This window comes from Mycobacterium sp. B14F4, assembly GCF_039871645.1.
Taxonomy (GTDB): Bacteria; Actinomycetota; Actinomycetes; order Mycobacteriales; family Mycobacteriaceae; genus Mycobacterium.
Genome location: NZ_JBDPMF010000002.1, coordinates 321,951 through 344,646 on the forward strand (window position 1 = coordinate 321,951; position 22,696 = coordinate 344,646).

The window sequence follows — 22,696 nt, forward strand, 5'->3', positions numbered from 1 at the left end:
CCCTGTGCGTCATTACCTAAACCCGCGACTAGAACACGTTCTAGTATTGCGCCGTGCGATTCACCTATGCCGAGGCGATGACGGACCCGACGTACTACGTGCCGCTGGCCCGGGCCGCCGAGGCGGCGGGCTACCACGCGATGACGATCGCCGACAGCATCGCCTATCCCTTCGAATCGGACTCGAAGTATCCCTACACACCCGATGGCAGCCGCGAATTCCTCGACGGCAAGGCGTTCATCGAGGCGTTCGTGCTCGCCGGCGCGCTGTCGGCGGTGACCACCACGCTGCGGTTGAACTTCTTCGTGCTCAAGCTGCCCGTCCGGCCGCCCGCTCTGGTGGCCAAGCAGGCGGGCTCGCTGGCCGCGCTTTTCGACAACCGCCTCGGCCTGGGCGTCGGCACCAGCCCGTGGCCCGAGGACTACGAACTGCTCGGGGTTCCGTTCGCAAGGCGCGGCAAGCGAATGGACGAATGCATCGAGATCATCAAGGGCCTCACGACGGGCGAGTACTTCGAATTCCACGGCGAGTTCTACGACATTCCCAAGACGAAGATGACGCCCGCGCCCACGAAGCCGATCCCGATCCTGGTCGGGGGCCACGCCGAGGCCGCGCTGCGGCGCGCGGCGCGCCATGACGGCTGGATGCACGGCGGTGGCGATCCCGCGGAGCTCGACCGACTCATCACGCGGCTCAACCAGATCCGCGAGGAGGAATCGGAGGCGGCCCGCAACGAGCCGTTCGAGATTCACGTCATCTCCGCGGACGCCTACACGCCGGACGGCATCAAACGGCTCGAGGACAAGGGCGTGACCGATGTCATCGTCGGATTCCGGATCCCCTACATCACCGGTCAGGACACCGAGCCGCTGGACACCAAGATCCGCCATCTCGAAATGTTCGCCGAGAACGTGATCGCCAAGCTCTAGAAGGGTTACCGCACCCTCGTGCGGGTAACCGACGCGCAATGACGAGCACGAACAGCAGTCGGGTGCCGCAGGCAGTGGTCGCGGTCGGGGCTTCTGCGGTCGGGGGATGACATCGCTTTGCAGATCGACTTCGAGACGGTGGACGCCGCAACGGTGCTGCGCCCCCGCGGCGTGCTGGACAGCAGCACCTACCGGTCACTGCGCGACCGGATGATCAAGGCGGCACTCGACGAACCGAAGGCCGTCGTCGTCGACATCACCGCCCTGTCCGTCCCCGCGGAATCCGCGCTCGCGGTGTTCACCAGCGCCCGCTGGCACGTCAACGTGTGGCCGGAGGTGCCGATCGTGCTCGTGTGCGCGCACCCCGCGGGCCGCTCGGCGATCGCCCGCAACAGCGGCTCCTCCTACGTGCCGGTGTACGCGACGGTCGACGCCGCGCTGGCGCATTCGGACGACACACCCCGTCTCCGCAGGCGCGCGCGAGCCGAGCTGACCGCCACGGTGCCCAGCCTGCAGCGCGCCCGCGAACTGGTCCTGGACTGGCTGACGGCGTGGCACCGGCCCGAGATGATCCCCACCGCCAAGGTCGTGGTCACCACGCTGGTCGAAAACGTCCTGCAGCACACCGGAAGTCACCCGGAATTGCGGCTCGAGTACAACGGCGCCACCGTGACCATCGCCGTTAACGACGAGAACCACGCCCCGGCAGGACTGCGGGAGTATGCCCCGAAGGCCGGGCCATCGGGGCTGCAGATCCTCGCCGCGCTGTGCCGGGCCTGGGGCAACGCGCCCACTCCGTCGGGGAAGACGGTATGGGCGGTCATCGGGCCTGAGAACGTGCTGCGGTGAGCATGTTCGTAGATCGGGGGCCGCGGCGAGCGGATGATGGAGCCGCAGGCCTGGGGAGGTGGCCCCGGCCCGATCAGCTGCGCAGCGTGGTGTGCGGGCTCTCCCCGTAGGTGTGTCGGTAAAGCACCGCGAACCGCCCGGTGTGCGCGAACCCCCACCGGGCGGCGATGTCGGTCACCGTGTCGCTTTCCCGGTCCGCCGCCAGCAGGTCGTGATGGGCGTAGTGCAAACGCAGCCGTCGCAGGTACTGCAGCGGGGTGGTCTCGAGGTGACGGCGGAACATGTACTGCACCGCTCTCGGCGTGACATGGACCGCCTCGGCGATGTCGGCCAGGCCGATGTCGCAGTTGGCGTTGGCGTCCATGAACGCCATGGCGCGACGCAGCAGCACGGGCTTGTGGTCGGTGCGGTCCTGCGGTGTCGCCGTGGTCGTGGCGGTGTTGGGGAAGGTCCGCAACGTCACCGCGGCCAGTAACCGGCTGGCATGGCCGATCACCAATGGGGTTGCGAGCACCTCGTCGGCCAGCACGTTCTCCTTGATGTAGGCCGTCGTCTTCTTCCACAGCCGCGCCGCGGACGCGTCGACGGGGTCGAAGCTGGTGAATCGGATCGGCAGCGGAGCCTGGCTGACGGGCAGGCCGGTGGCGACGCTCGCGACCATCGCCGGATCCAGCAGTACTCCGGTCAACCGAAGGTCGTCGCACGTCGCGGAGGAGGGCAGATGAGGCTGTGCCAGCAGCGCGACGTCGCCCACCCCGGCCCGGGACTGCATCCCATCGCAGCTTCCGCTGTACCGGCCCGTGGTCGGCCAGACGACGATCACCCGGTTGAGCGGATCCGGGCGGGCCTCGAGATGGCCGGCGGCGTAGACGTCCTCGATCGCCAGCGGCCCCACCGTGGTGCGCACATGGGTCAGCAGGGGGCCCTCGCGGTGCGGGTTCGCCCCGTGCGACAGGCGCAGGGTCGCACCGTAGGCGTCCTCGAGGAATTCGTCGACATCCGCGGGGTCGCTGATCTCGACCTCTAGCCGCTCGGGCGGATGGACGTGAACGGCGATGTTGCTGATCGTGCTCACCTCGTCGGGTGATGCTGGTTGGGGTCTGTTGCTCAGTGCCCCGAATATCCCGAGCGTACCCGTCCCGGAGTCGCTCACTGCTTGCCCGACAGTAAGGAAACTCTTACCCACTTCCCGCCGAAGTCTGGCCGCGCGGCGGTTATGCGACATCCCCGCGGCGTCGAGGATGGAAGGCGTCCCTCCAGAACACGAATCTAGGAATTTCCATGCTTGCGACAGCACCCACCCGCACAGGTCACGACGAGACGGTGCGGATGTCCGCGATCGACGCGGCGACACTGCGTTTACGTTCGTCGGCACCCATCGGCCACGTCGCCAAGACGGTGCGGTTGCCCAGCATCGTCGTCGGCAACGTCGCCAACACGGTGCGGCAGCGCTATGCCGACCTGAGCACCGTCGAGCGGCGGCCCCCGGGCCTCTGGGAGATCGCGCGCATCGCGTTGGTGCTGCTGCTGTCGTCGATGCCGATCCTCGGGATCTCGGTCGACGTGTTCGGCGTGGTTTCCCAGAGCACCACGTCGGTGGCCGTGATCGCGCTGACGGCCGTGCTGGCAACGCTCGTCGCGTTCGCGCCGCACCGGACCGACATGATCGTCGGCCGCGGGCTGATCGCCGGCATGGTGGCATGCATCGTCTACGACGGCGCCCGGTTGTTCGCCGTGCACGTGCTGGGGTTGATGGGTGATTTCATCCCGGTGATGGGTTCGTGGGTGACCGGTGAGCCCGACACCGCGGGCAGCGCCGCGGTGGGCTACGTCTGGCGCTACATCGGCGACGGCGGCGGCCTGGGCGTCGCGTTCTTCGTCGTCGCATTCGCGCTCGGCATCGACCGGTGGTCGAACGTGCGGGCGGTGCTGGCCGCGGTCGCGTTCGCCGTGTTCCCGACGTGGACCGGGCTGATCGCGACGGTCGCGCTGGCCCCACGCGGCGAGGAGATGATGTTCCCGCTGACGCCCGCCTCGGTCACGGTCACCCTGGTCGGGCACCTGGTCTTCGGCTTGTTCTTGGGGCTGGCCTTCCTGAAGGCACCGCGTGGGAAACGCAGCGAATGGCCGTGGCCGCCCCTGCGTCTGGGCAGCCTGACCCCGTGACCGCCGATTCTGGGTCAGAATTGCTGCGACAGGAGGTCCGCATGTCTTCCCACCTGGAAGTCTGGAAGCCGTCGGGGCGGGAGTTGATCCCGCTCGGCGGCGACCGCGTCACGCTCGGGAAGGCCTCGACCAACGTGGTGGCCCTCGAGCACGACGAAACCGTCTCGCGGCTGCACGCCGTGATCGAGAACCTCGGATTCGCTTGGTCCATCCGGGATCTGGGTAGCCGCAACGGCACCTACCTCAACGGCGAGAAGATCACCGCCGAACGCGTGCTGCGCTCCGGCGACGAGGTGCGCGTCGGCAAGTCGCGGCTGGTCTTCTGGGAGGTGCGTAGCGGCGCCGCGCTCGACGAGGAGACGGTGTCGGCGCAACCGTCCGAACTCCCGCCGCGCCTGACCCGCCGTGAACTCGACGTGCTGATGGTGCTGTGCCGCCCGCTGGTCTCCGACGACCCGTTCCCGGAGCCGGCGTCGGTCCGGCGCATGGCCGGCGAGCTGTACGTCACCGAGGCGGCCGTCAAACAGCATCTGCAGAACCTCTACGACAAGTTCGCCATCCCGGCCGAGGGCGATCGCCGGGTGCGACTGGCCAACGAGGCCCTGCGGCGCGGGGCGGTCACCATCGCCCAGCTGCGCGACGCTACGTGAAGTCGAGGGCCTCGACGGTGGCGACGGCGCCTTCGTGAGTGGGCCGGTCGGCGCCCCCGATGCAGTACAGGGTCGAGCCGACGGCGGCGACCACCTGGCCGTGTACCGGGGTGTTGATCGGTGCGACGGTGGTCCACTTCCTGGTTGAGATGTCGTACATCTCGACCGTGGCCAGCACGCGGGTCGGCTCTTCGCCACCCACGGCCACGATCCGGCCGTCGAGGTAGGCGGCGCCGTAGCTGCCGCGAGGACTCGGCATGTCCGGCAACGTCTCCCAGTTACCGGACACCGGGTCGAAGCGTTCGAAGGCGGCCGAGTTCTCGTCGGCGGTCAGGACGCGCCCGCCCACCGTGTACACGTAGACGCCGTCGGACACCGCGGCCAGATGTTCACGCGGCGTCGGCATGTCGGCGGCAGGCGTCCAGGACTGGCCGTCGAACACCTCGGTCTGCGCCACGAGCTGCTTGTCGTCCTGCCCGCCGACGACCACGAGCTTGTCGCCGACCACCGCCGCCGCGGCCGCGGCGCGGGCGCGCTGGAGATCGGGCAGCTGCTCCCACTTGCCGTTGCGGAACGCGAAGACCTTGTTCGACGTGTCGGCGAGGTTGTCGCCGGCGCCACCGATGACCACCATCTCGTCGCGATAGCTCGCGCCCGACGCGTGGTGCAAGGGGATCGGCAGCGGCGGACGGGTCTGCCACTCGCCGGTCTGGGTGTTGTAGCTCTGGACCGTCTGCAGTGTCTCGCCTTCGCGCATCCCGCCCGCGACCCAGATCTCGTCGCCGACAACGGCCCACGCCGTCATCAACCGTGTGGTCGGCGCATCCGGCAGTGGCCGCCATTCCGGTGCGGGCTGCGGTTTGCGCGGTGCCAGCTTCAGCGACTCCGCCGACGCCGTGATCTCGTCGTCGCCGGTACCGGTGGACCCACCGATCACGTAGACGGTCTTGCCGACCCCGGCAGCGGCCATGCCATGGCGTCCGGTTCCCAAGTCCGGCAGTCCGTTCCACGATCCGGTGGCGAGGTCGAGCGCGACCACGCTCTCGAGCACCTGCCCCTGCGACATGCCTCCGGCGACCACCAGCCGGCCATCGGTGTAGGCCAGGCCGAAGTCGCTGCGCCGGCCGGGGAGCTCGGGCAGGCCCTTCCACGCGTCGGCCGCCGGGTCATAGGTCTCCACGGTCGCCAGGTCCGCGGTTCCGCTGGTGCCGCCGACGGCGTAGACCAGCTTGCCGTCCGACGCCGCGCCCAGCAGCTGTCGGGGCGTGGGGATGGGCGCGCCGGGCCTCCACGAGGTGCCGTCGAAGACCTCGGTCGTGTCGAGCAGCCTGCCCTGCGCGTCGACGCCGCCGGTGACGACGATGCGGTCGCCGACCACCGCGGCCGCCGCCGCGGCCCGCGGCTGGGACAGGGGCGGCAGTTCCGCCCAGCGGCTGTTGACCACGCGCCACACGCGGTCGGTCGCCACCTTGGTGTTGGCACCTTCGGTGCGCCAGCCGCCGAGCACCACCGGCGTGCCCTGCCACGTCACCGCCATCGCGTGCTGCACCGGCACGGGAAGGGCCTCGCCGCCCTTCCAGCTGTCGATGGCGGGGTCGTATCCCTCGTGTTGTCCGCTGACGCGGTTGTCGGCGTCCATCCCGCCGAAGACCCAGATGGTGCCGTCGGCCTCGGTGGCGGCGACCGCGTCGCGGGCAACGCGCGCGTCGGCGATCGGCCGCCATTGCGGGGGCGGCTCCGCGGTCGCCGACGCGGTGGGCGCGGCGGCGCCGCCGCCGGTGTCGCGCGACGAGGTGGCCATGTAGATCCCGCTCGCCACCAAGAGCAGCACCGCCACGATCGCGCCCGCGGCTATCAGGATGCGGTTGCGGTCGCGCTTCTTCGAAGGCTTGTTCCCCGGGCCGCCCGGCGGCGGGCCCGCCGGCGGCGGGACCGCCCACGGCAGGCTCGAGGCGCTGACCGACGCGGTGTGCGCGAACATGTTCGGCTCCGGCGGGGGCCTCATCGGTTCGGGTGAAATTGGCTCCGAGGCAAGCGAATCGGGTTCGTCGGCGACCGCCGGCATCGGCATCGCCTCGGTGCCCGGCGCCTGGTCGGGCTCGCTGAGCGCCATCGAGTCCGCCATCAGACCGTTGTGCCGCTGAGCCAACTGGAGTTCGTGGCCGAACTCCTCGGCCGACTGTTGCCGCGCGCCGGGCTCCTGCGACATCGCCTTCTCGAGCGCGTCGCAGACGTCGGCCGGGATGCCCTGGGGGCGCAGGTCCGGCAGCGGTGCCGAGGTGATCCGCAGGTAGTGCGCGATCAGGTCCTCGTCGGTCTTGCGCTCATGCGGAGGGTTCCCGGCGATCAGGGCGAACAGGGTGGCGCCCAGGGAGTACACGTCGGCCGCCACCGTCGGCGGGTTGCCGCTGAGCACCTCGGGCGCGGTGTAGGACAGGGTCCCGGTGAAGAACCCGGTCATCGTCTTGTACCCGCCGGTGATGCGCGCGGTGCCGAAATCGCTCAGTTGCGGATCGCCGTAGTCGTTGACGAGCACGTTCGCGGGCTTGATGTCGCGGTGCAGCGTGCCCGTCCGGTGCGCGGTCTCCAGTGCCCCGCACAGCTTCACGCCGATACGCAACGCCTCGGGCCACGCGATGCGGCCCTCCTGGCGTACGCGCTGAGCGAGGGATCCCCTTGCGTGGTACGGCATCACGATGAAGGGACGGTTGCTCTCGGTGACGCCGACCTGCAGGATGTTGACGATGTTCGGGTGCCCGGACAGCGCGCCCATCGCATAACCCTCGCGCAGGAAACGTTCGCGGTCGGCCTCGTCGAGATCGGAGCCGAGCACCTTGATCGCGACGGTTCGCTGCAGAGAGGTCTGCCGGCACCGGAACACCACGCCGCCGCCGCCCCGGCCGATCTCGACGGCGTCGGTGAAACCGGCGGCAGCCAGCTCGGAAGCGATCGTGCCCGCCATAGTGTCGCTCTCCCGGCTCGGCTGGTGATACGGCTCTAAAGGTACCGAGCGAAGATTCGGAAATAGTGAAATTCCGCTTCACCAGTCGATGCCAGCACACTGTCACCATGACCGTGCGCGTCGACGAACTCAAGGTCGCCGATCCTGCGGAGGCCTGGACGCGAGCAGGGTTCAGCGTCGACTCCGATGCCGTCTGCCGGGGCGGCGGTGTCCGCATCCGCCTGGTCGGGTGTGACCCGGCATGGGGACCCGTACCGGCATCGTCGGGTGGTCGCTGCGTGGCCTGCCGTGGGACGGCTGGAGCGATGACCTCGACGGCATCCCGACGACCAGGTCCGACGCGGCGCCTTCGGCGCCGGCGACGCACGCGAACGGCGTCACCGCGATCGACCACGTCGTGCTGCTGTCACCTGACCTGCATCGGACGGTCGAATCGCTGGCGGCTATCGGCGTGGACCCGCGCAGGCAACGGGAAGGGCGAACTCGGCGGACGACCCATCCGCCAGATCTTCTTCCGGTTCGGCGAGGTGATCGTCGAGGTCGTCGGTTCGCGCGCGACGGCGAGCGAGGGTCCATCGACTCTCTGGGGCATCACCTACGCCGTCGCCGACATCGACGCCACCGCCTCGTTCCTGGGTGAGCACACGGCGCCGGTCAAGGAAGCTGTGCAGCCGGGGCGGCGGATCACCACTGTGAGGCATCACGGACTCGGAATGTCGGTCCGCACGGCGATGATCTCCGCGCCTATCCTCGGCGCATGACCGACGACGTCGTGATCGTCCACACCGACGGCGGGTGCAGACCGAATCCGGGCCCCGGCGGCTGGGGAGCGGTGCTGCGCCACCGCCACCACGTCCGCGAGTTGTGCGGCGGCGAGTCCGGAGCCACCAGCAACAACCGGATGGAGTTGACGGCGCCGATCATGGCCCTCGAGGCGCTCACCCGGCCGGTGGCGGTGCACCTCTACACCGACAGCACCTATGTCCGGAACGGGATCACCAAGTGGGTCCTCGGCTGGGAACGCAACGGCTGGATGACCGCCGCGAAACTGCCGGTGAAGAACGTCGACCTCTGGCAGCGGCTACGGGCGGCCTGCACGCCGCACTGGGTCGAGTGGTTCTGGGTGAAAGGGCACTCGGGTGTCGCCGACAACGAGTTGGCCGATGCGCTGGCGACGCGGGGTCTGCAGGAAGCCCTGCGCGCTTCCTGCTGACCGTCACTCCCAGATAACCTCGGACGGTTCCTTGTCCGGGCGCAGGCCGCGCCAACTGGCCTGGCGCAGGCGGCCGTCGGAGGTGCGCTCGCTGTAGCGCACCTCGCCGACGAGTTCGGGCCGGACGAACGTCACGCCCTTCGCGTCCTGGCGCGGAAGCCCTTCGGTGAACGGCGACTCGTCGGTCTCCAGGGGTTTGAGCGTGGCCTTGAGAGTGGCCAGCGCCTTGTCGGTGAACCCGGTGCCGACCCGGCCGACGAACTGCAGGCCGCCAGTTGGATCGTCTGGGTCGGGGATGCCGAGCATCAACGCGCCGACACCGCTGGAGCGGCCGCCTTCGCCCCGTCGCCAGCCGCCGATCACCACTTCCTGTGTGCACCAGAGCTTGTCCTTGACCCACGACGACGAGCGCCGGCCCGGTTGGTAGGTCGAGTCGCGCTTCTTGGCGACCACGCCTTCCCACCGGCGCTTGCGCGCATACTCGAGAGCCTCGGGGCCGTTCTCGCCGGGAATCTGCTCCGGCACGATCAGCCCGCCCCCTTCGGCCAGCGCCTCGAGGATCCGCCGCCGGTCGGAGTACTTGGCGCGCATCAAGGATCGGCCGTCGAGGTAGAGGATGTCGAAGGCCCAGAACTCGACGCGGGTGGACCGCGCCCGGTTCTGCATTTCGGAGAAGCTCGGCACCCCGCTCTCGTCGAGGGCCACCGCTTCGCCGTCGAGGATCACGTGGTGGTCGGCGAGATCGGCTGCGACGGCTTCGAATTGGGGATACTCGCCGGTGACGTCGCGGCCCCGCCGCGATCGCACGCCCAGCCTGCCCCGGTTCGCCTCGACGATGACGCGGTAGCCGTCCCACTTGCCTTCGAAGGCCCACTGGCCGGACGTCAGCTTCGCGATGGAACCGTCGGTCGACAGCATGGGCAGCAGATCGCCCACCTGCTGATGCTTCTGGTCCTTCATGCGGTGCGCGAGCCAGTTCTTGCCGTTGGTCTGGATCAGCGCGTAGCGGCCGTCGATCTTCTTGCCGTGCAGGGTGACGATGACCTCGCCGCCCTCTTTCGAGCTGTCGGGCGCGACGTCGTTGAACTTCTCGGTCTCGTAGGTGCCGGTGTCCCAAACGAACATCTCGCCGCCGCCGTATTCGCCCTTCGGGATGGTGCCGTGGAAGGTGAGGTACTCCAACGGGTGGTCCTCGGTGTGCACGGCAAGGTGGTTGACCGACGGCGTATCGGGCAGGTTCTTGGGCACCGCCCAGCTCACCAGTACGCCGTCGCGTTCCAGGCGCAGGTCGTAGTGCAGTCGCCGGGCGTGGTGCTCCTGAATGACGAACAGGTCGTTGTTTCCCGCCGCCGGCACCTTATTCGGCACGGGCTCGGGCGTCTTGGCCGCGTCGCGCATGCTGCGGTACGTGGTCAACCGATCCGGCACCGGCACGGCCTCGTCGAGCGGCGCCAGCAGATCGCCCATCTCCTCGACGCGGTCGAGCACCTCGTCGAATCGCAGGTGCTGCAGGTCGGGGTCCTCGATCTCGTCCCAGGTGCGCGGCGCGGCGACGGTCGGGTTTTCGCGTCCGCGAAGTGAATACGGCGCGATGGTCGTCTTCGACGCGTTGTTCTGGCTCCAGTCGACGAACACCTTGCCGGTGCGCAGGCTCTTGGTCATCGTGGCGGTGACCTGCTTGGGCATCGTCTTCTCCAGCTGCTGAGCCACCCGCCGCGCGAGCACCGACGCGCCCTGCGAGCTGATCGGCTCCTCGAGCGGCACGTAGAGGTGCACCCCCTTGCTCCCGCTGGTGAGCGGGTAGGTTGTCAGCCCGATGTCGGAGATGAGGTCGCGGACCTCGTGGGCGACCGCGCACAGCTGGCGGAACGACACACCGTCGCCGGGGTCGAGGTCGAAGACGATGCGGGTGGCCGGGCCGACCCTGCCGTCGACGAACCGCCATTGCGGCACATGGACTTCCAGTGCGGCCTGCTGCGCGATCCACGCCAGCCCCTCGGCGGTGTTGATCAGCGGGTAGGTCGTCGTGCCGGACCGGTGGGTGACCGATGCGCGGTCCAGCCAGTCCGGGGCCGACGACGCCAGTTGCTTTTCGAAGAACGACGACTCCTCGACGCCGTTGGGCCAGCGCTTACGGGTGACCGCCCGGCCCGCGATGTGCGGGATCATCGCCTCCGCGATGCCGACGTAGTAGTCGAACACCTCTGCTTTAGTGACGGCCTTCGGTCGTCCGCCCGTCGCCGGGTAGAGCACCTTGTCCGGGTTGGTCAGCTTTACCCGGCCGAAACGATCCACAGTACGAACGTATACCCGCTGCTACCGTGAACTCGTGACTCGGATTCTGGCGGCCGTGCTGGTCACCGGGGCTGCTCTGCTGGCGGCGCCGCAGGCCGCCGCGGACCCGGAGGACCTGCTCCCCTACTGCTCGGGGGATCAGACGCCGATGGACAACAACTGCAGGCCGATGGCCCATCAGGAGTTCACCCACGGTTCCGGGCTGGACCCCGACCTGCCCAGCGGCCTGATGCCCGGGAACGTCCCGGCCGTCGGCGGCGGGTAGCCACCTCGGCCGGCGCGATTTCTGCACCAGGGTCGTGATCGGCGTTCATCCACAGCCCTGATGCAGAAATGGGCGATCGGACCGCCGCTATGTCGGTCGCCGTGGCCACGATCCGCCTCATGTGGCAACCATTCGTCGGCACCGAGGCACTTCGCGACGGATCGCTGACGCGAGGGCAACTGCGCTGGAACCACAACGCTGTCCTGCCGGGTGTCTACCAGCCGAAGGACAAGGAACCGACGGTCTACACGAACTCCGTGGCGGCATGGCTGTGGAGCGGGCGCAAGGGAGTCGTCGCCGGACGCGCGGCGGCCGCACTCCACGGCGCCCGGTGGGTCGACGCATCGACCCCCGTCGAAATCATCACCGCTCACACCCGCCGCAAGCGCGGCGTGATCGTCCACGAGGAGCGGATCGCCGCGGACGAGATCGTCCAGATCGGCGATATGGCGGTCACAAGCGTGGTCCGGACGGCGCTCGATTTGGCTCGCCATCTCCCACGCGACCAAGCCGTCGTTCATCTGGATGCCTTGTCCCGCGCCACGGGTTTGCAGCGCGACGACGTCGTCGCCCTCGCCGGTCGCTACCGCGGCGCGCGTGGCATTCGGCGTGCCCGTGCCGCGCTCGCCCTGATGGACGGTGGCGCTCAATCGCCCGAGGAAACCCGGTTGCGACTCGTCCTCATCGACGCCGGATTACCCGCTCCGCGAACACAGATCAGGCTCACCGACGGAAACGACGAGGCGTTCATCGACATGGGATACGACGAACCCATGGTCGGTCTCGACTACGAGGGTCTCCACCACAGCCAGAATCGCGGCCAATACGTGTACGACATCGGCCGGGCAGCATTCATCAACCGGCAAGGCTGGATCGACATACTGGTCGTCAAGGAGCACAGCCGCCGATACACCCTGCATCGGGTCTATGAGGCATTTGCTCGACGAGGTTGGACGCCGCCGAGCTAGTCGATGCGCTCGCCCGTTTCCGGGTGGAACAGGTGCACGACGCCGTCGGGATGCTTGCGCAGCCGCACCGTCTGCGCCAGCTTCGGGGCCGTCCGCGGATTCGACCGGGCTACCAGTTGCACCCCCCAGCCGGCGTGGGCGTAGACATAGGCCTCGCTGCCGAGGTCCTCGACGAGGTCGACGACCACCTCGAAGCCACCGGAGTCCGTGATGTCGAGCTGCTCGGGCCGGATGCCGACGGTGACCTCCGACAGCCCCGCCTCGGACAGCTTGCTCAGCTGCTCGCGCTCGAGCTCCAAAGAGTTGTCGCCGATGCGGACACCGTCGGAGCCGATCGGCAGCGTCATCAGGTTCATCGCCGGTGACCCGATGAATCCTGCGACAAACGCGTTGGCGGGCTTGTCGTAGAGGTCGTTCGGCGAGTCGAATTGCTGCAGCTTCCCGTCGCGCAGCACGGCGACCCGGTCCCCCATCGTCATCGCCTCCACCTGGTCGTGGGTGACGTAGACGGTCGTGGTGCCCAGCCGCCGCTGCAGCGCCGCGATCTCGGTGCGCGTCTGCACGCGCAACTTGGCGTCGAGGTTGCTCAACGGCTCGTCCATGCAGAACACCTGCGGTTCGCGCACGATGGCCCGGCCCATCGCCACCCGCTGCCGCTGACCGCCGGACAGCTTGGCCGGCTTGCGGTCCAGGAAGTCGGTCAGGTCGAGGAGTTTGGCGGCGTCCTCGACCTTGCGGCGACGCTCGTCGGCGGACACCCCGCGCAGTTTGAGCGCGAAGCCCATGTTCTCGGCAACCGTCTTGTTCGGGTACAGCGCGTAGTTCTGGAACACCATCGCGATGTCGCGGTCCTTCGACGGCACACCGGTCATGTCCTTGCCGCCGATCTCGATGCTGCCCTCGTCGATGTCCTCGAGGCCGGCCAGCATGCGCAGCGCGGTGCTCTTACCGGAACCCGACGGCCCGACCAGCACCACGAATTCGCCGTCGGCTATGTCGAGGTTCAGCGAGTCGACCGCGAGCTTGTCCGAACCCTCGTAGATGCACGAGGCGTTGCGGTAAGTGATTGTCGCCATGGGTGTTTGCTCCTTACTTGATGGCGCCGAAGGACAGACCACGAACCAGCTTGTTCTGCGCGACCCAACCCGCCAGAATTACCGGCAGCGCGGCCATCGTCGCCGCCGCGCACAGCTTGGCCCAGTACAGGCCCTGGCCGGCGATGAAGCCGACCATGTACACCGGCATCGTCTGGGCCTGCACCGCGGTCAGGCTGACCGCGAAGAAGAACTCGTTCCAGGCGAAGATCACACAGATCAGCGCGGTCGCCGCGATTCCGGGGGACACCAGCGGCAGGATCACCTCCCGTACCGAGCGCCAAGTGCTCGCACCGTCGAGGCTGGCCGCCTCCAGAAGTTCGCCAGGGACCTCGAGGAAGAAGGACCGCATCATCCACACCGCGATCGGCAGGTTCATCGCCGTGTAGAGGATGATCAGCGCCCAGATGTTGTCGAGCAGACCGATATTCGAGACGATCACGTACAGCGGGATGATCACCGCCACGATCGGCAGCATCTTGGTGCTGATGAAGAAGAACAACGCGTCCTGCGTCTTGCGCACCGGCCGCAACGACAGCGCGAAGGCCGCGGGCACCCCGAGCAGCAGCACTAGCACCGTCGAAACCGCCGTGGCGAACGCGGAATTGAGTAACGCGGTGCCCACACCCTGCTCGAAGACGGCCTTGAACTGGTCGAGCGTCGGCACGAACATGAACTTCGGCGTCGTGGTGTAGGCGTCGACTTCTTGCTTGAAGGCCGTCAGCACCATCCAGAACACGGGGAAGAAGAACCCGAGACCGACGATCCAGGCCACCGCTCCCCACGGATCGAACTTGCGGCGCTTGGACTTCGGCGCGGCCACGTCCTCGGCGCTGCGCGCTTCGGTGCTGCTGGTGGTGGTCATTACGCTGCCTCTTCCTTGCCGGTGAACGTCTTGAAGATCATCCGCAGGGCGAAGGTCGCGATCACGATGGTGAAGATCACCACGACCACACCCATCGCCGCGGCCTGGCCGATGTCGAAGCCCAAGAACGCGCGCTGGTAGATGTAGAACGGCAGGTTCGCGCTGGCCGTACCCGGCCCGCCCTGGGTCATCATGTAGATCTGGTCGAAGGTGTTGACCAGATAGATTGCGCCGAGCACGGTTCCGAGTTCGATGAAGCGCCGAAGGTGCGGGAGCGTGAGCTCACGGAAGAGCTGAAAGGCTCCCGCACCGTCGACTCGGCCGGCCTCCAGGACGTCGCGAGGCATCGACTGGAGGCCGGCGAGGATCAGCAACATCATGAACGGCGTCCACTGCCACACCAGCGCGACAATGACCGACGACAGCGGGAAGTTGCTCACGAAGTCGATGCCGGGCCCGGGCAGGATCCAGTTCACGATGCCGAACACCGGATCGAGCATCGCGGTCTTCCACATCAGCGCTCCGGCAACGGGTGTGACCAGGAACGGGGTGATCAGCAGCGTGCGCACCACCCCGCGCCCCAGGAACGCCCGGTCGAGCAGCAGGGCCAGGGCGAGTCCGAGTACCACTGAGATCAGCACGGTGAGCACGATGATGAGCACCGTGTTGACCGCCACCTGCCAGAAGACGGAGTCGTTGACGACGTCGACGTAGTTCTGCAGGCCGATGAATTCCCGCGAACCGGGACGCACCAGATTCCACGACTGCGTCGAGTAGTACAGCGTGAACAGGAAAGGGATCTGGGTGACGACGATCATGAAGATCAGCGCGGGCAGCAGCGGCCCGCGCCGCCGCCAGCCCTCGGCACGGGATACCCCTGGGTCCTGCTTGCCCTTGATGCGTGCGACGTGTTCGGCCTCGGACTCGGCCGGGCGCTCCAAAGTTGTCATGACCTCTCCTGATAGCTGCGGCCCACGACCTCGGCATACTTCTGGGACTGTTCGAGGGCGTCGGCCACCGACTTCTGGCCGGCGATCGCTGCGCTCATCTGCTGGCTCACCCGCGTACCCAAGTCCTGGAATTCGGGTATCGCGAGGAACTGGATTCCGGTGTAGGGCACCGGTTGCGCCGTGGGCTTGAGCGGGTCGGCACCCTCGATCGAGTCGAGGGTCACCTGACCGAACGCCTCCGACGCCTTCTGGTATTCGGGGATCTGATAGGTCGACAGCCTGCTGCCCGGCGGCACCCGCGCCCACCCCAGTTCCTCACCGACCAGCCTGATGTATTCCTTGGAGGTCATCCACGAGACGAACTTCCATGCGGCGTCCTTCTTGTCGCTGCTCATCGGGATGCCCAGCGACCACGTGTAGAGCCATCCCGAGTTCGGCTTCACCACCGTCGGCGCCATGGCATAGCCGACCTTGCCGACCACCGTTGAGGACTCCGGATCCTCCACCGTGGACACCGCGGAGGTCGCGTCGTACCACATGGCCGCTCGGCCCTGCGCGAACTGCGTTGCGCACTCGCCGAATCCGGCTGCGGGAGCATTCGGTTCGCCGTATTCGCGCACCGTGTTGACGTAGAACTCGACGGCGTCGCGCACCTCGGGACTGGTCAGCTGGGCGTTCCACTCCATGTCGTACCATCGCCCGCCGAACGTGTTGATGACCGTGTCGAGCGGCGCGAGCACCTCGCCCCAGCCCGGCTTGCCGCGCAGGCAGATCCCCACCATGCCGGTGTCCGGGTTGTGCAGTTTGGCCGCGGCGTCGGCGACCTGCTGCCACGTCGGTTCGGGCGGCATGGTGATGCCTGCCTGCTCCAGCAGGTCCTTGCGATACATCAGGAACGAAGACTCACCGTAGAACGGGACCGAGTACAGATCGCCCTCGTAGGACAGTGACTTACGCAGCGACGGAAAGAAGTCCTGCTCGTCGTATCCGGGGGTCTTACGGGTGTACTCGGAAAGGTTGACCAGCCAGCCGTTCTCGGCCCATTGAGGGGTCTCGTAGTTGCTGATCATGACCACGTCGAACTCGCCGCCGCCCATGGCGACGGAGGCGGTGATCTTGGCGCGCGCCTGGTTCTCCGACAGCGTGATGAAGCGCAGCTTGATGTCGGGGTTGGCCTCTTCGAACCTCGACGACAGCGCGCGTGCGTCGGTCATCTGTGAGTTCGACACCATCGCAATGGTGACGGTGTTGGCCGTCGCGCCAAGGGTCCCTGCGCCCGCGCAGCCGGTCAACGTCAAGCACACGACGGCCAGGCATGCCGCCAGTCTTCGTATCGCTTTCACTTCGACCTCACTTTCACTGGATCATTCCTGGGCCAGCAGCCAACGGGCACAATCGATGTCACACACCAGCAGCCTGGCCAGCTTGCCGCGCAACGCCCCCAGCGTGGCCTGGTGTTTGGTGGCGCCGCTGGAGATCAGCAGCGTCTTGCCGCAGTTGCGGATGTCCTCGAGCGGCACGGACACCGCGCGCTGCTGCAACTCTGTGTCGACCGGCGTCCCCTGCGCGTCGAAGAACCGTCCGCCGATCTCGCCGACGGCGCCCAGCGACATCAACTCGTCGAGCATCCGGGTGTCGAGGTAACTGCCCTCGAACAACGTGGTCGAGGTGGACACCGCGCCGACGCCGAAGAGCATCAGATCGGCTCGCCTGCCCGCCTCCAGCGTTCGCGAGATCACCGAGTCGCTGCGCATCGACACCACCGTCGACGGGTCCGCATAGAGGGGGGCCGGCAGCCGTAAGGTGGCTGCGCGCAACGTGTCCGCACACCGGCTGAGAATGAACTCGGTGCCGGTCTGGTAGGCCGCCGTCGACATGGCGCCGTCGAGTTGCACGACCGCACGGCAACTCGCCACGCCGGGCATGAGCGCGTTGGCCACCGCGACCTGTTCGGGGCCCCAGGTGAATCCGAGGACGTCGTCGGGCGCGAGCCTGCGCATCAACAGCGCGGCCGCGGCCCGACCGACGCTGGCGAACGAGGCGGGCCGCCCCGGCGCGCCGACGTCGACACCGTGTCCGGCGACCACCGCCTCGGTCAGGCCGAAGCGGCGCTCGAGTTCGCGTTCCTCGTCGGCGTGCAGGTCGTCGCGCATGTCGGAGGGAACGGCGACGTCGATGCGCACCAGGCCCTTGGCCTTCGCCCGGGCGACCAGCCGGCCCGCCGTCGGCCGCGAGACACCGAGCCGGGCCGCGATCTGCGCCTGGGTCAGCCCGTCGAGGTAGTACATCGTGGCAGCGCGCAGGGCGAGCCGAACGTCCTCGGGTGTCGAGCCACGCACCGGCCCTGCCACCTCGCCGTTCGACGTCGTTGCGGTCACGCCACTGGCCCGCCTTCCTCCTGTCGTGTGAGCATTTGCTCAGGGGTGCGAGTAGATGCTCATCACGTTAGCATGGCAGATGTGACGCACACAACACCGCCGCCCGATACCCGGATGCGGACCGCCGTACTCGTCGAGCCGGGCCGCATCGAGATGCAGGACCGGCCGGTCCCCCGGCCCGCGCCCGGTGACGTGCTGATTCGCGTGTCGTCGGTGGGCGTCTGCGGCTCGGACACCCACTACTACCGGCACGGGCGGGTCGGCGGCTTCGTCGTCGAGGCGCCGCTGGTGCTCGGCCACGAGGCGGCGGGCACGATCGTCGGGGTCGGCGAGGGGGTGGACCCGTCGCGCGTCGGCCAGCGGGTGTCGATCGAACCGCAGCGCCCCGATCCCGACAGCGAGGAGACCCGCCGCGGGCTCTACAACCTGTGCCCACACATGCGGTTCTTCGCGACGCCCCCGGTTGACGGCGCACTGTGCGACTACGTGACCATCGGCGCGGAGTTCGCCCACCCGGTACCGGCGTCGATGTCGGATGACGCCGCGGCGCTGTGCGAGCCGTTGTCCGTCGGCATCGCCGCGGTGCGCAAGGCCGGCGTCGAGGGTGGTGCGCGCGTGCTGATCGCCGGTGCCGGACCGATCGGCATCGTCGTAGCGCAGGTCGCCCGGGCCTTCGGTGCAACCGACATCGTCGTCAGCGACCCGGACGCGGCCCGACGCGAACAGGTCACGACGTTCGGGGCGACGACCGTGCTGGACCCGACGGCCGAACCGCTCGGCGAGTTGGGGGTGGACGCGTTCATCGACGCGTCGGGCGCCCCGGTCGCGGTGGCCGACGGCATCCGCGCGGTGCGGCCCGCCGGCACGGTGGTGCTCGTCGGGTCCGGCGCCGAGTCGATGGAGTTGCCCACGCAGGTGATCCAGAACCGGGAACTGGTGCTGACCGGAGTGTTCCGCTACGCCAACACCTGGCCGACGGCGATCGCGTTGGTCGACTCGGGCCGCGTCGATCTGGACGCGATGGTGACGGCCCGGTTCCCGCTGGAGGAGGCGGCCGAAGCCCTGGACTCCGACCGCACGCCGGGTAGCGTGAAGACGGTGGTGACGGTGTCATGAAGCTCGAAAACTCCACGCTGAGGCAGCTGTCGCCGGACAAGCCGACGTATGATCGCGCCGAAATATCGATCGGAATAGTGCATTTCGGCGTCGGCGGCTTTCACCGGGCGCATCAGGCGGCCTATCTCGACCGACTGCTGGAGTCGGGCCTGGCCAAGGACTGGGGCATCTGCGGCGTCGGCGTCATGCCCGCCGACCGCAAGATGGCCGAGGTGATGGCCGACCAGAACGGGCTGTACACGCTGCTGCTGGAGAAGCCGGACGGCAGCCGAGAAGCGCGCGTCATCGGTTCCATCGTCGACTACCACTACGCGCCCGACGACCCCGAGGCCGTGATCGAACTGCTGGCGGCGCCGAGCACCCGGATCGTCTCGCTGACGATCACCGAGGGCGGCTACCACATCGACAACCTCAGTGGTGTCACCGTATTCAGCCTGGTCGCCGACGCGCTGGCGCGCAGGCGCGAGCGCGGCGTCGCGTCGCCGACGATCGTGTCGTGCGACAACATCGAAGGCAACGGTGACGTCGCACGGCGGGCCTTCACCGCCTACGCCGAGCGCACCCACCCCGGCCTCGGCGAGTGGATGACCGAGCACACGAAGTTCCCCAACTCGATGGTCGACCGCATCACCCCGGTCACCACGCCGGACGTGATCGATTTGGTGGCAAGCGAATTCGGCGTCGACGATGCTTGGCCAGTGGTCGCGGAACCGTTCACCTCGTGGGTGCTCGAAGACAGCTTCTCCGACGGCCGCCCGCCGCTGGAGAAGGTGGACGTCCTGCTGGTCGACGACGTCACACCGTACGAGTTGATGAAGTTGCGACTGCTCAACGCCAGTCACCAGAGCCTGTGCTACTTCGCCTATCTGGCCGGCTACCGCCTGGTGCACGACGCCGCGGGCGACCCGCTGTTCGCCGACTTCCTGCGGGCATACATGGACGAGGAGGCCACACCGACACTCAAGCCCGTCCCCGGGATCGACCTGCCCGACTACAAGCGCACGCTGATCGAGCGATTCGCCAACCCCGGGGTCAGGGACACCGTCGCCCGGCTGTGCTTCGGCTCGTCGGACCGCATCCCGAAATGGCTGCTGCCCGTGGTGCGGGAGAACCTGCGCACGGGTGGTCCGGTTCGGCTGTCGGCCGCGACCGTGGCCAGTTGGGCCCGCTACGCCGAAGGCGTGGACGAACAGGGCGAGCCCATCGATGTGCAGGATCAGCTCGCGGACACGCTGGTGCCACTGGCGAGAAGCCAGCGCGACAACCCGACGGCGTTCATCGAGAACACCGACGTGTTCGGCGATCTGGCGAAACACGAGAGGTTCGTCGAGGCCTACGTGTGGGCGCTCGAGTCGCTGCACCGCGACGGAGCGCGGGCGACGCTTGAGACGTTGATGCGCAAGGAGAGACCGTGAGCCCGCAGCGGGCGCTGGTAATCGGCGAGGCGCTGATCGACATCGTCGAACGCGACGAGCGAGCATCGAGCACCGAGCACGTCGGCGGCAGCCCGCTCAACGTCGCGGTCGGCCTGGCCCGGCTGGGCCGCCGCGTCGACTTCCTGACCCACATCGGCACCGACGCCCGCGGTCGCCGCATCGTCGAGCACGTCGAGCACGCCGGCGTGCAACTGGTCAGGGGCAGCACCAGCGCCGAGCATACGCCCACGGCGCTGGCCACTCTCGACGAAAACGGCTCGGCCCGATATGTTTTCGACATCGACTGGCAGCTGACGGGCACACCGGAGGTGGCGCCGCCGCTCGTCTCTCACACCGGGTCGATCGCGACCGTGCTGGAACCGGGATGCCGGGCCACCGCCGCGCTGCTCGACACCTACCATCCGTCGGCCACGGTGACGTTCGACCCGAACGTGCGGCCGGCGTTGATCGACGACGACGACACCGCTCGCGGTCGCATCGACCGCCTCATCGAACGCTGCGACGTGGTCAAGGCCAGCGACGAGGACATGCGCTGGATCGACCCCGACCGCTCCCCCGAGCAGATCGCGCAGACGTGGCTGACGCTCGGCCCGTCGATCGTCGCGGTGACCATGGGTGAGCGCGGCGCGTTCGCCCTGTGCGCGGCGGGCGCGGTGAACGTACCGGCGTTCAAGGTCGATGTCGTCGACACCGTCGGTGCCGGGGATGCCTTCATGGCCGGGCTGATCGACGCGTTGTGGTCGCTGGACCTGTTGGGCGCCGAGCGACGGCGCACGCTGGCGGGCATCGGAACCGGGGCGCTGACCGACGTTGTGCGCACCGCGGCGATGTCGTCGGCGCTGACTGTTGCCCGGGCCGGCGCCGACCTGCCGGATCGCGCCACCCGCGATGCCGCGCTGAGATCAGCCATACTGGGCTGATGCGTTCCATATGGAAGGGCTCGATCGCCTTCGGCCTGGTGAACGTCCCGGTCAAGGTCTACAGCGCGACCGAGGACCACGACATCAAGTTTCACCAGGTCCACGCCAAGGACAACGGACGCATCCGGTACAAGCGTGTCTGTGAGGTCTGCGGTGAGGTCGTCGAGTACCGCGACATCGCCAAGGCCTTCGAATCCGACGACGGCCAGACGGTGGTGATCACCGACGAGGACATCGCGACGCTGCCGGAGGAGCGCAGCCGCGAGATCGAGGTCATGGAGTTCGTCCCCGCCGGCGACATCGACCCGATGATGTACGACAAGAGCTACTTCCTGGAGCCCGACGGTAAGTCGTCGAAGTCGTATGTGTTGCTGACCAAGACGCTCAAGGAGACCGACCGCGTCGCGATCGTGCACTTCGCGTTGCGCAACAAGACCCGCCTCGCCGCACTTCGCGTGCAGGACTTCAGCAAGCGCGACGTGATGATCGTCCAGACGCTGTTGTGGCCCGACGAGATCCGCGATCCCGACTTTCCGGTGCTGGACAAGGAAGTCGACATCAAGCCGGCCGAGCTGAAGATGGCGGGCCAGGTGGTCGAGTCGATGACCGACGACTTCAACCCGGACCGCTACCACGACGACTATCAGGAACAGCTGCACGAGTTGGTGCAGGCGAAACTCGAGGGCGGCGAGGCCTTCACCACCGAGGACCAACCGCAGGAACTCGACGAGACCGAGGATGTCTCCGACCTGCTGGCCAAGTTGGAGGCCAGCGTCAAGGCCCGGCGTGAGGGCCGCGGCCGCTCTGACTCCGACGAGAAGCCCGCGAAGAAGTCCGCGGCCAAGAAGGCTCCCGCGAAGAAGGCCGCATCGAAGTCATCGGCCAAGAAGACGGCGGCCAAGAAGGCTCCCGCCAAGAAGACCGAGGCCAAGAAGTAGCCGCTACCCGAGCAGCTCCTTGCGCAGCAGCAGCCGAGGTACTGCGTCGGCGAGCCACTCCTCGTAGCGATCTGCCGACCAGCCCAGGTCGACGGTGAACATCGAATAGAGGTACGGCGCCTGCACCGTGAACACGATGTCGGTCGCCTCCTCTTGGGATAGTCCGGGTCGCAACGCTCTTGGGCCCAGTTGCGCGATCAAGGCCGCGCAGCCAGCCCGGACCTGGCCAAGCAGTTTGGTGCGCATCTCCTCGAGTGTGGGATCGACGGATGCCGCCTGCTCCATGACCCTCATGAGCGGAGCCACCCGGTCGTGCATCGCACGCACGAAGTGCGCGGCGGCTGCGAAGTGCACGCCGTGGCCGTCGGACGCCTCGGCGAGCGCGGGGAGGCGCTGCGGCAACGGCGCCTCGTCGTAGTCGCCCGCGACGGCGACGTCGATGGCGCGGAACAGCACCGCCGCTTTCGAACCGTAGGTCGCATAAATGGTCTGCGGGGACACCTTGGCCGCGGTGGCTATCTGGTCGATCGTCGTCGGTCCGAAACCGTGCTCGACGAACAACGCGGTGGCCGCCTCGATGACCGTGCGTTGGCGAGCCTCCGCGTCGGCCCGGCGGCGACTGTTGTCGTACTTGCGCCGCGGTGCGGCCCCACGATCCATTGACAATGCCCCACGATTTCCATATAGTCGCTTATATCCAAT

The 22,696-nt window shown here is 67.9% G+C and carries 20 protein-coding genes and 1 pseudogene; 12 read left to right on the top strand and 9 right to left on the bottom strand.

What is annotated here, in order from left to right; genetic code table 11:
• Positions 1-53: 53 nt before the first annotated feature.
• Together ABGB19_RS06710 and ABGB19_RS06715 are read left to right on the top strand one after the other, a co-directional pair.
• Entirely contained in the window at positions 54-929 is an 876-nt protein-coding gene (locus ABGB19_RS06710; RefSeq protein ID WP_347685101.1) for a TIGR03619 family F420-dependent LLM class oxidoreductase, read from the top strand.
• 117 nt (positions 930-1,046) lie between these two features.
• Positions 1,047-1,778 (top strand): STAS domain-containing protein, encoded by a 732-nt coding sequence (locus ABGB19_RS06715; RefSeq protein WP_347685102.1) that lies wholly within the window; start codon positions 1,047-1,049, stop codon positions 1,776-1,778.
• 73 nt (positions 1,779-1,851) lie between these two features.
• Here ABGB19_RS06715 and ABGB19_RS06720 read toward each other — a convergent pair whose 3' ends face one another.
• Complete coding sequence (locus ABGB19_RS06720; protein ID WP_347685103.1) at positions 1,852-2,853, bottom strand: helix-turn-helix transcriptional regulator; 1,002 nt, start codon at positions 2,851-2,853, stop codon at positions 1,852-1,854.
• Positions 2,854-3,059: 206 nt separating this feature from the next.
• Here ABGB19_RS06720 and ABGB19_RS06725 point away from each other — a divergent pair, with 206 nt between their 5' ends.
• Together ABGB19_RS06725 and ABGB19_RS06730 are read left to right on the top strand one after the other, a co-directional pair.
• On the top strand, positions 3,060-3,944 hold the full coding sequence (locus ABGB19_RS06725) for a hypothetical protein (protein WP_347685104.1): 885 nt from the start codon (positions 3,060-3,062) through the stop codon (positions 3,942-3,944).
• Positions 3,945-3,985: 41 nt separating this feature from the next.
• Positions 3,986-4,594, top strand: coding sequence for an FHA domain-containing protein (locus ABGB19_RS06730; RefSeq protein ID WP_347685105.1), 609 nt, complete (start codon positions 3,986-3,988; stop codon positions 4,592-4,594).
• Here ABGB19_RS06730 and ABGB19_RS06735 read toward each other — a convergent pair.
• Positions 4,587-7,556 carry a kelch repeat-containing protein gene (locus ABGB19_RS06735; protein ID WP_347685106.1) on the bottom strand — a complete coding sequence of 990 codons (2,970 nt, stop codon included), beginning with the start codon at positions 7,554-7,556 and terminating at the stop codon, positions 4,587-4,589. The genes ABGB19_RS06730 and ABGB19_RS06735 overlap by 8 nt on opposite strands.
• Before the next feature lie 107 nt (positions 7,557-7,663).
• On the opposite strand from ABGB19_RS06735, the pseudogene ABGB19_RS06740 reads away from it, so the two are divergent.
• Both ABGB19_RS06740 and rnhA read left to right on the top strand, forming a co-directional pair.
• Positions 7,664-8,317, top strand: a pseudogene (locus tag ABGB19_RS06740) (glyoxalase).
• Positions 8,314-8,769 carry a ribonuclease HI gene (gene rnhA, locus ABGB19_RS06745; RefSeq protein WP_347685107.1) on the top strand — a complete coding sequence of 152 codons (456 nt, stop codon included), beginning with the start codon at positions 8,314-8,316 and terminating at the stop codon, positions 8,767-8,769. Before ABGB19_RS06740 ends, rnhA begins: the two are co-directional and overlap by 4 nt.
• Before the next feature lie 3 nt (positions 8,770-8,772).
• Here rnhA and ABGB19_RS06750 read toward each other — a convergent pair whose 3' ends face one another.
• Entirely contained in the window at positions 8,773-11,064 is a 2,292-nt protein-coding gene (locus ABGB19_RS06750; RefSeq protein ID WP_347685108.1) for an ATP-dependent DNA ligase, read from the bottom strand.
• 34 nt (positions 11,065-11,098) lie between these two features.
• Here ABGB19_RS06750 and ABGB19_RS06755 point away from each other — a divergent pair, with 34 nt between their 5' ends.
• Together ABGB19_RS06755 and ABGB19_RS06760 are read left to right on the top strand one after the other, a co-directional pair.
• A complete protein-coding gene (locus ABGB19_RS06755) occupies positions 11,099-11,329 on the top strand; it encodes a hypothetical protein (RefSeq protein WP_347685109.1) in 231 nt (76 codons plus the stop codon).
• Between the two features lie 119 nt (positions 11,330-11,448).
• The gene (locus ABGB19_RS06760; protein ID WP_347685647.1) at positions 11,449-12,297 is read left to right on the top strand and encodes a hypothetical protein; all 849 of its coding nucleotides are present in this window, start codon (positions 11,449-11,451) and stop codon (positions 12,295-12,297) included.
• On the opposite strand, the gene ugpC is transcribed toward ABGB19_RS06760, so the two are convergent.
• The 5 genes from ugpC to ABGB19_RS06785 are packed head-to-tail and all read right to left on the bottom strand — an operon-like array spanning position 12,294 to position 17,545.
• Positions 12,294-13,373: a sn-glycerol-3-phosphate ABC transporter ATP-binding protein UgpC gene (ugpC, locus tag ABGB19_RS06765; RefSeq protein ID WP_347685110.1), complete on the bottom strand. Its 1,080-nt coding sequence runs from the start codon at positions 13,371-13,373 to the stop codon at positions 12,294-12,296. The genes ABGB19_RS06760 and ugpC overlap by 4 nt on opposite strands.
• Before the next feature lie 13 nt (positions 13,374-13,386).
• Entirely contained in the window at positions 13,387-14,256 is an 870-nt protein-coding gene (locus ABGB19_RS06770) for a carbohydrate ABC transporter permease (protein WP_347685111.1), read from the bottom strand.
• Positions 14,256-15,206, bottom strand: a complete 951-nt coding sequence (locus tag ABGB19_RS06775) for a sugar ABC transporter permease (RefSeq protein ID WP_347685112.1) — start codon at positions 15,204-15,206, stop codon at positions 14,256-14,258. Before ABGB19_RS06775 ends, ABGB19_RS06770 begins: the two co-directional genes overlap by 1 nt.
• Complete coding sequence (locus ABGB19_RS06780; protein WP_347685113.1) at positions 15,203-16,549, bottom strand: sugar ABC transporter substrate-binding protein; 1,347 nt, start codon at positions 16,547-16,549, stop codon at positions 15,203-15,205. The genes ABGB19_RS06775 and ABGB19_RS06780 overlap by 4 nt, the downstream gene beginning before the upstream one ends.
• 21 nt (positions 16,550-16,570) lie before the next feature.
• Positions 16,571-17,545, bottom strand: coding sequence for a sugar-binding domain-containing protein (locus ABGB19_RS06785; RefSeq protein ID WP_347685648.1), 975 nt, complete (start codon positions 17,543-17,545; stop codon positions 16,571-16,573).
• A gap of 153 nt (positions 17,546-17,698) precedes the next feature.
• Here ABGB19_RS06785 and ABGB19_RS06790 point away from each other — a divergent pair, with 153 nt between their 5' ends.
• From ABGB19_RS06790 to ABGB19_RS06805, 4 genes are read left to right on the top strand one after another with little or no spacing between them, the layout of a single operon-like run.
• Entirely contained in the window at positions 17,699-18,700 is a 1,002-nt protein-coding gene (locus tag ABGB19_RS06790; protein ID WP_347685649.1) for an NAD(P)-dependent alcohol dehydrogenase, read from the top strand.
• Entirely contained in the window at positions 18,697-20,115 is a 1,419-nt protein-coding gene (locus ABGB19_RS06795) for a mannitol dehydrogenase family protein (protein WP_347685114.1), read from the top strand. Before ABGB19_RS06790 ends, ABGB19_RS06795 begins: the two co-directional genes overlap by 4 nt.
• Positions 20,112-21,056 carry a carbohydrate kinase gene (locus ABGB19_RS06800; protein ID WP_347685115.1) on the top strand — a complete coding sequence of 315 codons (945 nt, stop codon included), beginning with the start codon at positions 20,112-20,114 and terminating at the stop codon, positions 21,054-21,056. The genes ABGB19_RS06795 and ABGB19_RS06800 overlap by 4 nt, the downstream gene beginning before the upstream one ends.
• Positions 21,056-21,994 (top strand): Ku protein, encoded by a 939-nt coding sequence (locus ABGB19_RS06805; protein WP_347685116.1) that lies wholly within the window; start codon positions 21,056-21,058, stop codon positions 21,992-21,994. The genes ABGB19_RS06800 and ABGB19_RS06805 overlap by 1 nt, the downstream gene beginning before the upstream one ends.
• A 3-nt stretch (positions 21,995-21,997) precedes the next feature.
• Here ABGB19_RS06805 and ABGB19_RS06810 read toward each other — a convergent pair whose 3' ends face one another.
• Positions 21,998-22,654: a TetR/AcrR family transcriptional regulator gene (locus ABGB19_RS06810; protein ID WP_347685117.1), complete on the bottom strand. Its 657-nt coding sequence runs from the start codon at positions 22,652-22,654 to the stop codon at positions 21,998-22,000.
• Positions 22,655-22,696 lie beyond the last annotated feature (42 nt).

Bases quoted from the DNA above. Each gene is read 5' to 3' on its own strand.
- ABGB19_RS06725 (WP_347685104.1), top strand. From the start codon at position 3,060: ATGCTTGCGACAGCACCCACCCGCACAGGTCACGACGAGACGGTGCGG.
- ABGB19_RS06730 (WP_347685105.1), top strand. From the start codon at position 3,986: ATGTCTTCCCACCTGGAAGTCTGGAAGCCGTCGGGGCGGGAGTTGATC.
- ABGB19_RS06735 (WP_347685106.1), bottom strand. From the start codon at position 7,556: ATGGCGGGCACGATCGCTTCCGAGCTGGCTGCCGCCGGTTTCACCGAC.
- rnhA (WP_347685107.1), top strand. From the start codon at position 8,314: ATGACCGACGACGTCGTGATCGTCCACACCGACGGCGGGTGCAGACCG.
- ABGB19_RS06760 (WP_347685647.1), top strand. From the start codon at position 11,449: ATGTGGCAACCATTCGTCGGCACCGAGGCACTTCGCGACGGATCGCTG.
- ugpC (WP_347685110.1), bottom strand. From the start codon at position 13,373: ATGGCGACAATCACTTACCGCAACGCCTCGTGCATCTACGAGGGTTCG.
- ABGB19_RS06770 (WP_347685111.1), bottom strand. From the start codon at position 14,256: ATGACCACCACCAGCAGCACCGAAGCGCGCAGCGCCGAGGACGTGGCC.
- ABGB19_RS06775 (WP_347685112.1), bottom strand. From the start codon at position 15,206: ATGACAACTTTGGAGCGCCCGGCCGAGTCCGAGGCCGAACACGTCGCA.
- ABGB19_RS06790 (WP_347685649.1), top strand. From the start codon at position 17,699: ATGCGGACCGCCGTACTCGTCGAGCCGGGCCGCATCGAGATGCAGGAC.
- ABGB19_RS06795 (WP_347685114.1), top strand. From the start codon at position 18,697: ATGAAGCTCGAAAACTCCACGCTGAGGCAGCTGTCGCCGGACAAGCCG.
- ABGB19_RS06805 (WP_347685116.1), top strand. From the start codon at position 21,056: ATGCGTTCCATATGGAAGGGCTCGATCGCCTTCGGCCTGGTGAACGTC.
- ABGB19_RS06810 (WP_347685117.1), bottom strand. From the start codon at position 22,654: ATGGATCGTGGGGCCGCACCGCGGCGCAAGTACGACAACAGTCGCCGC.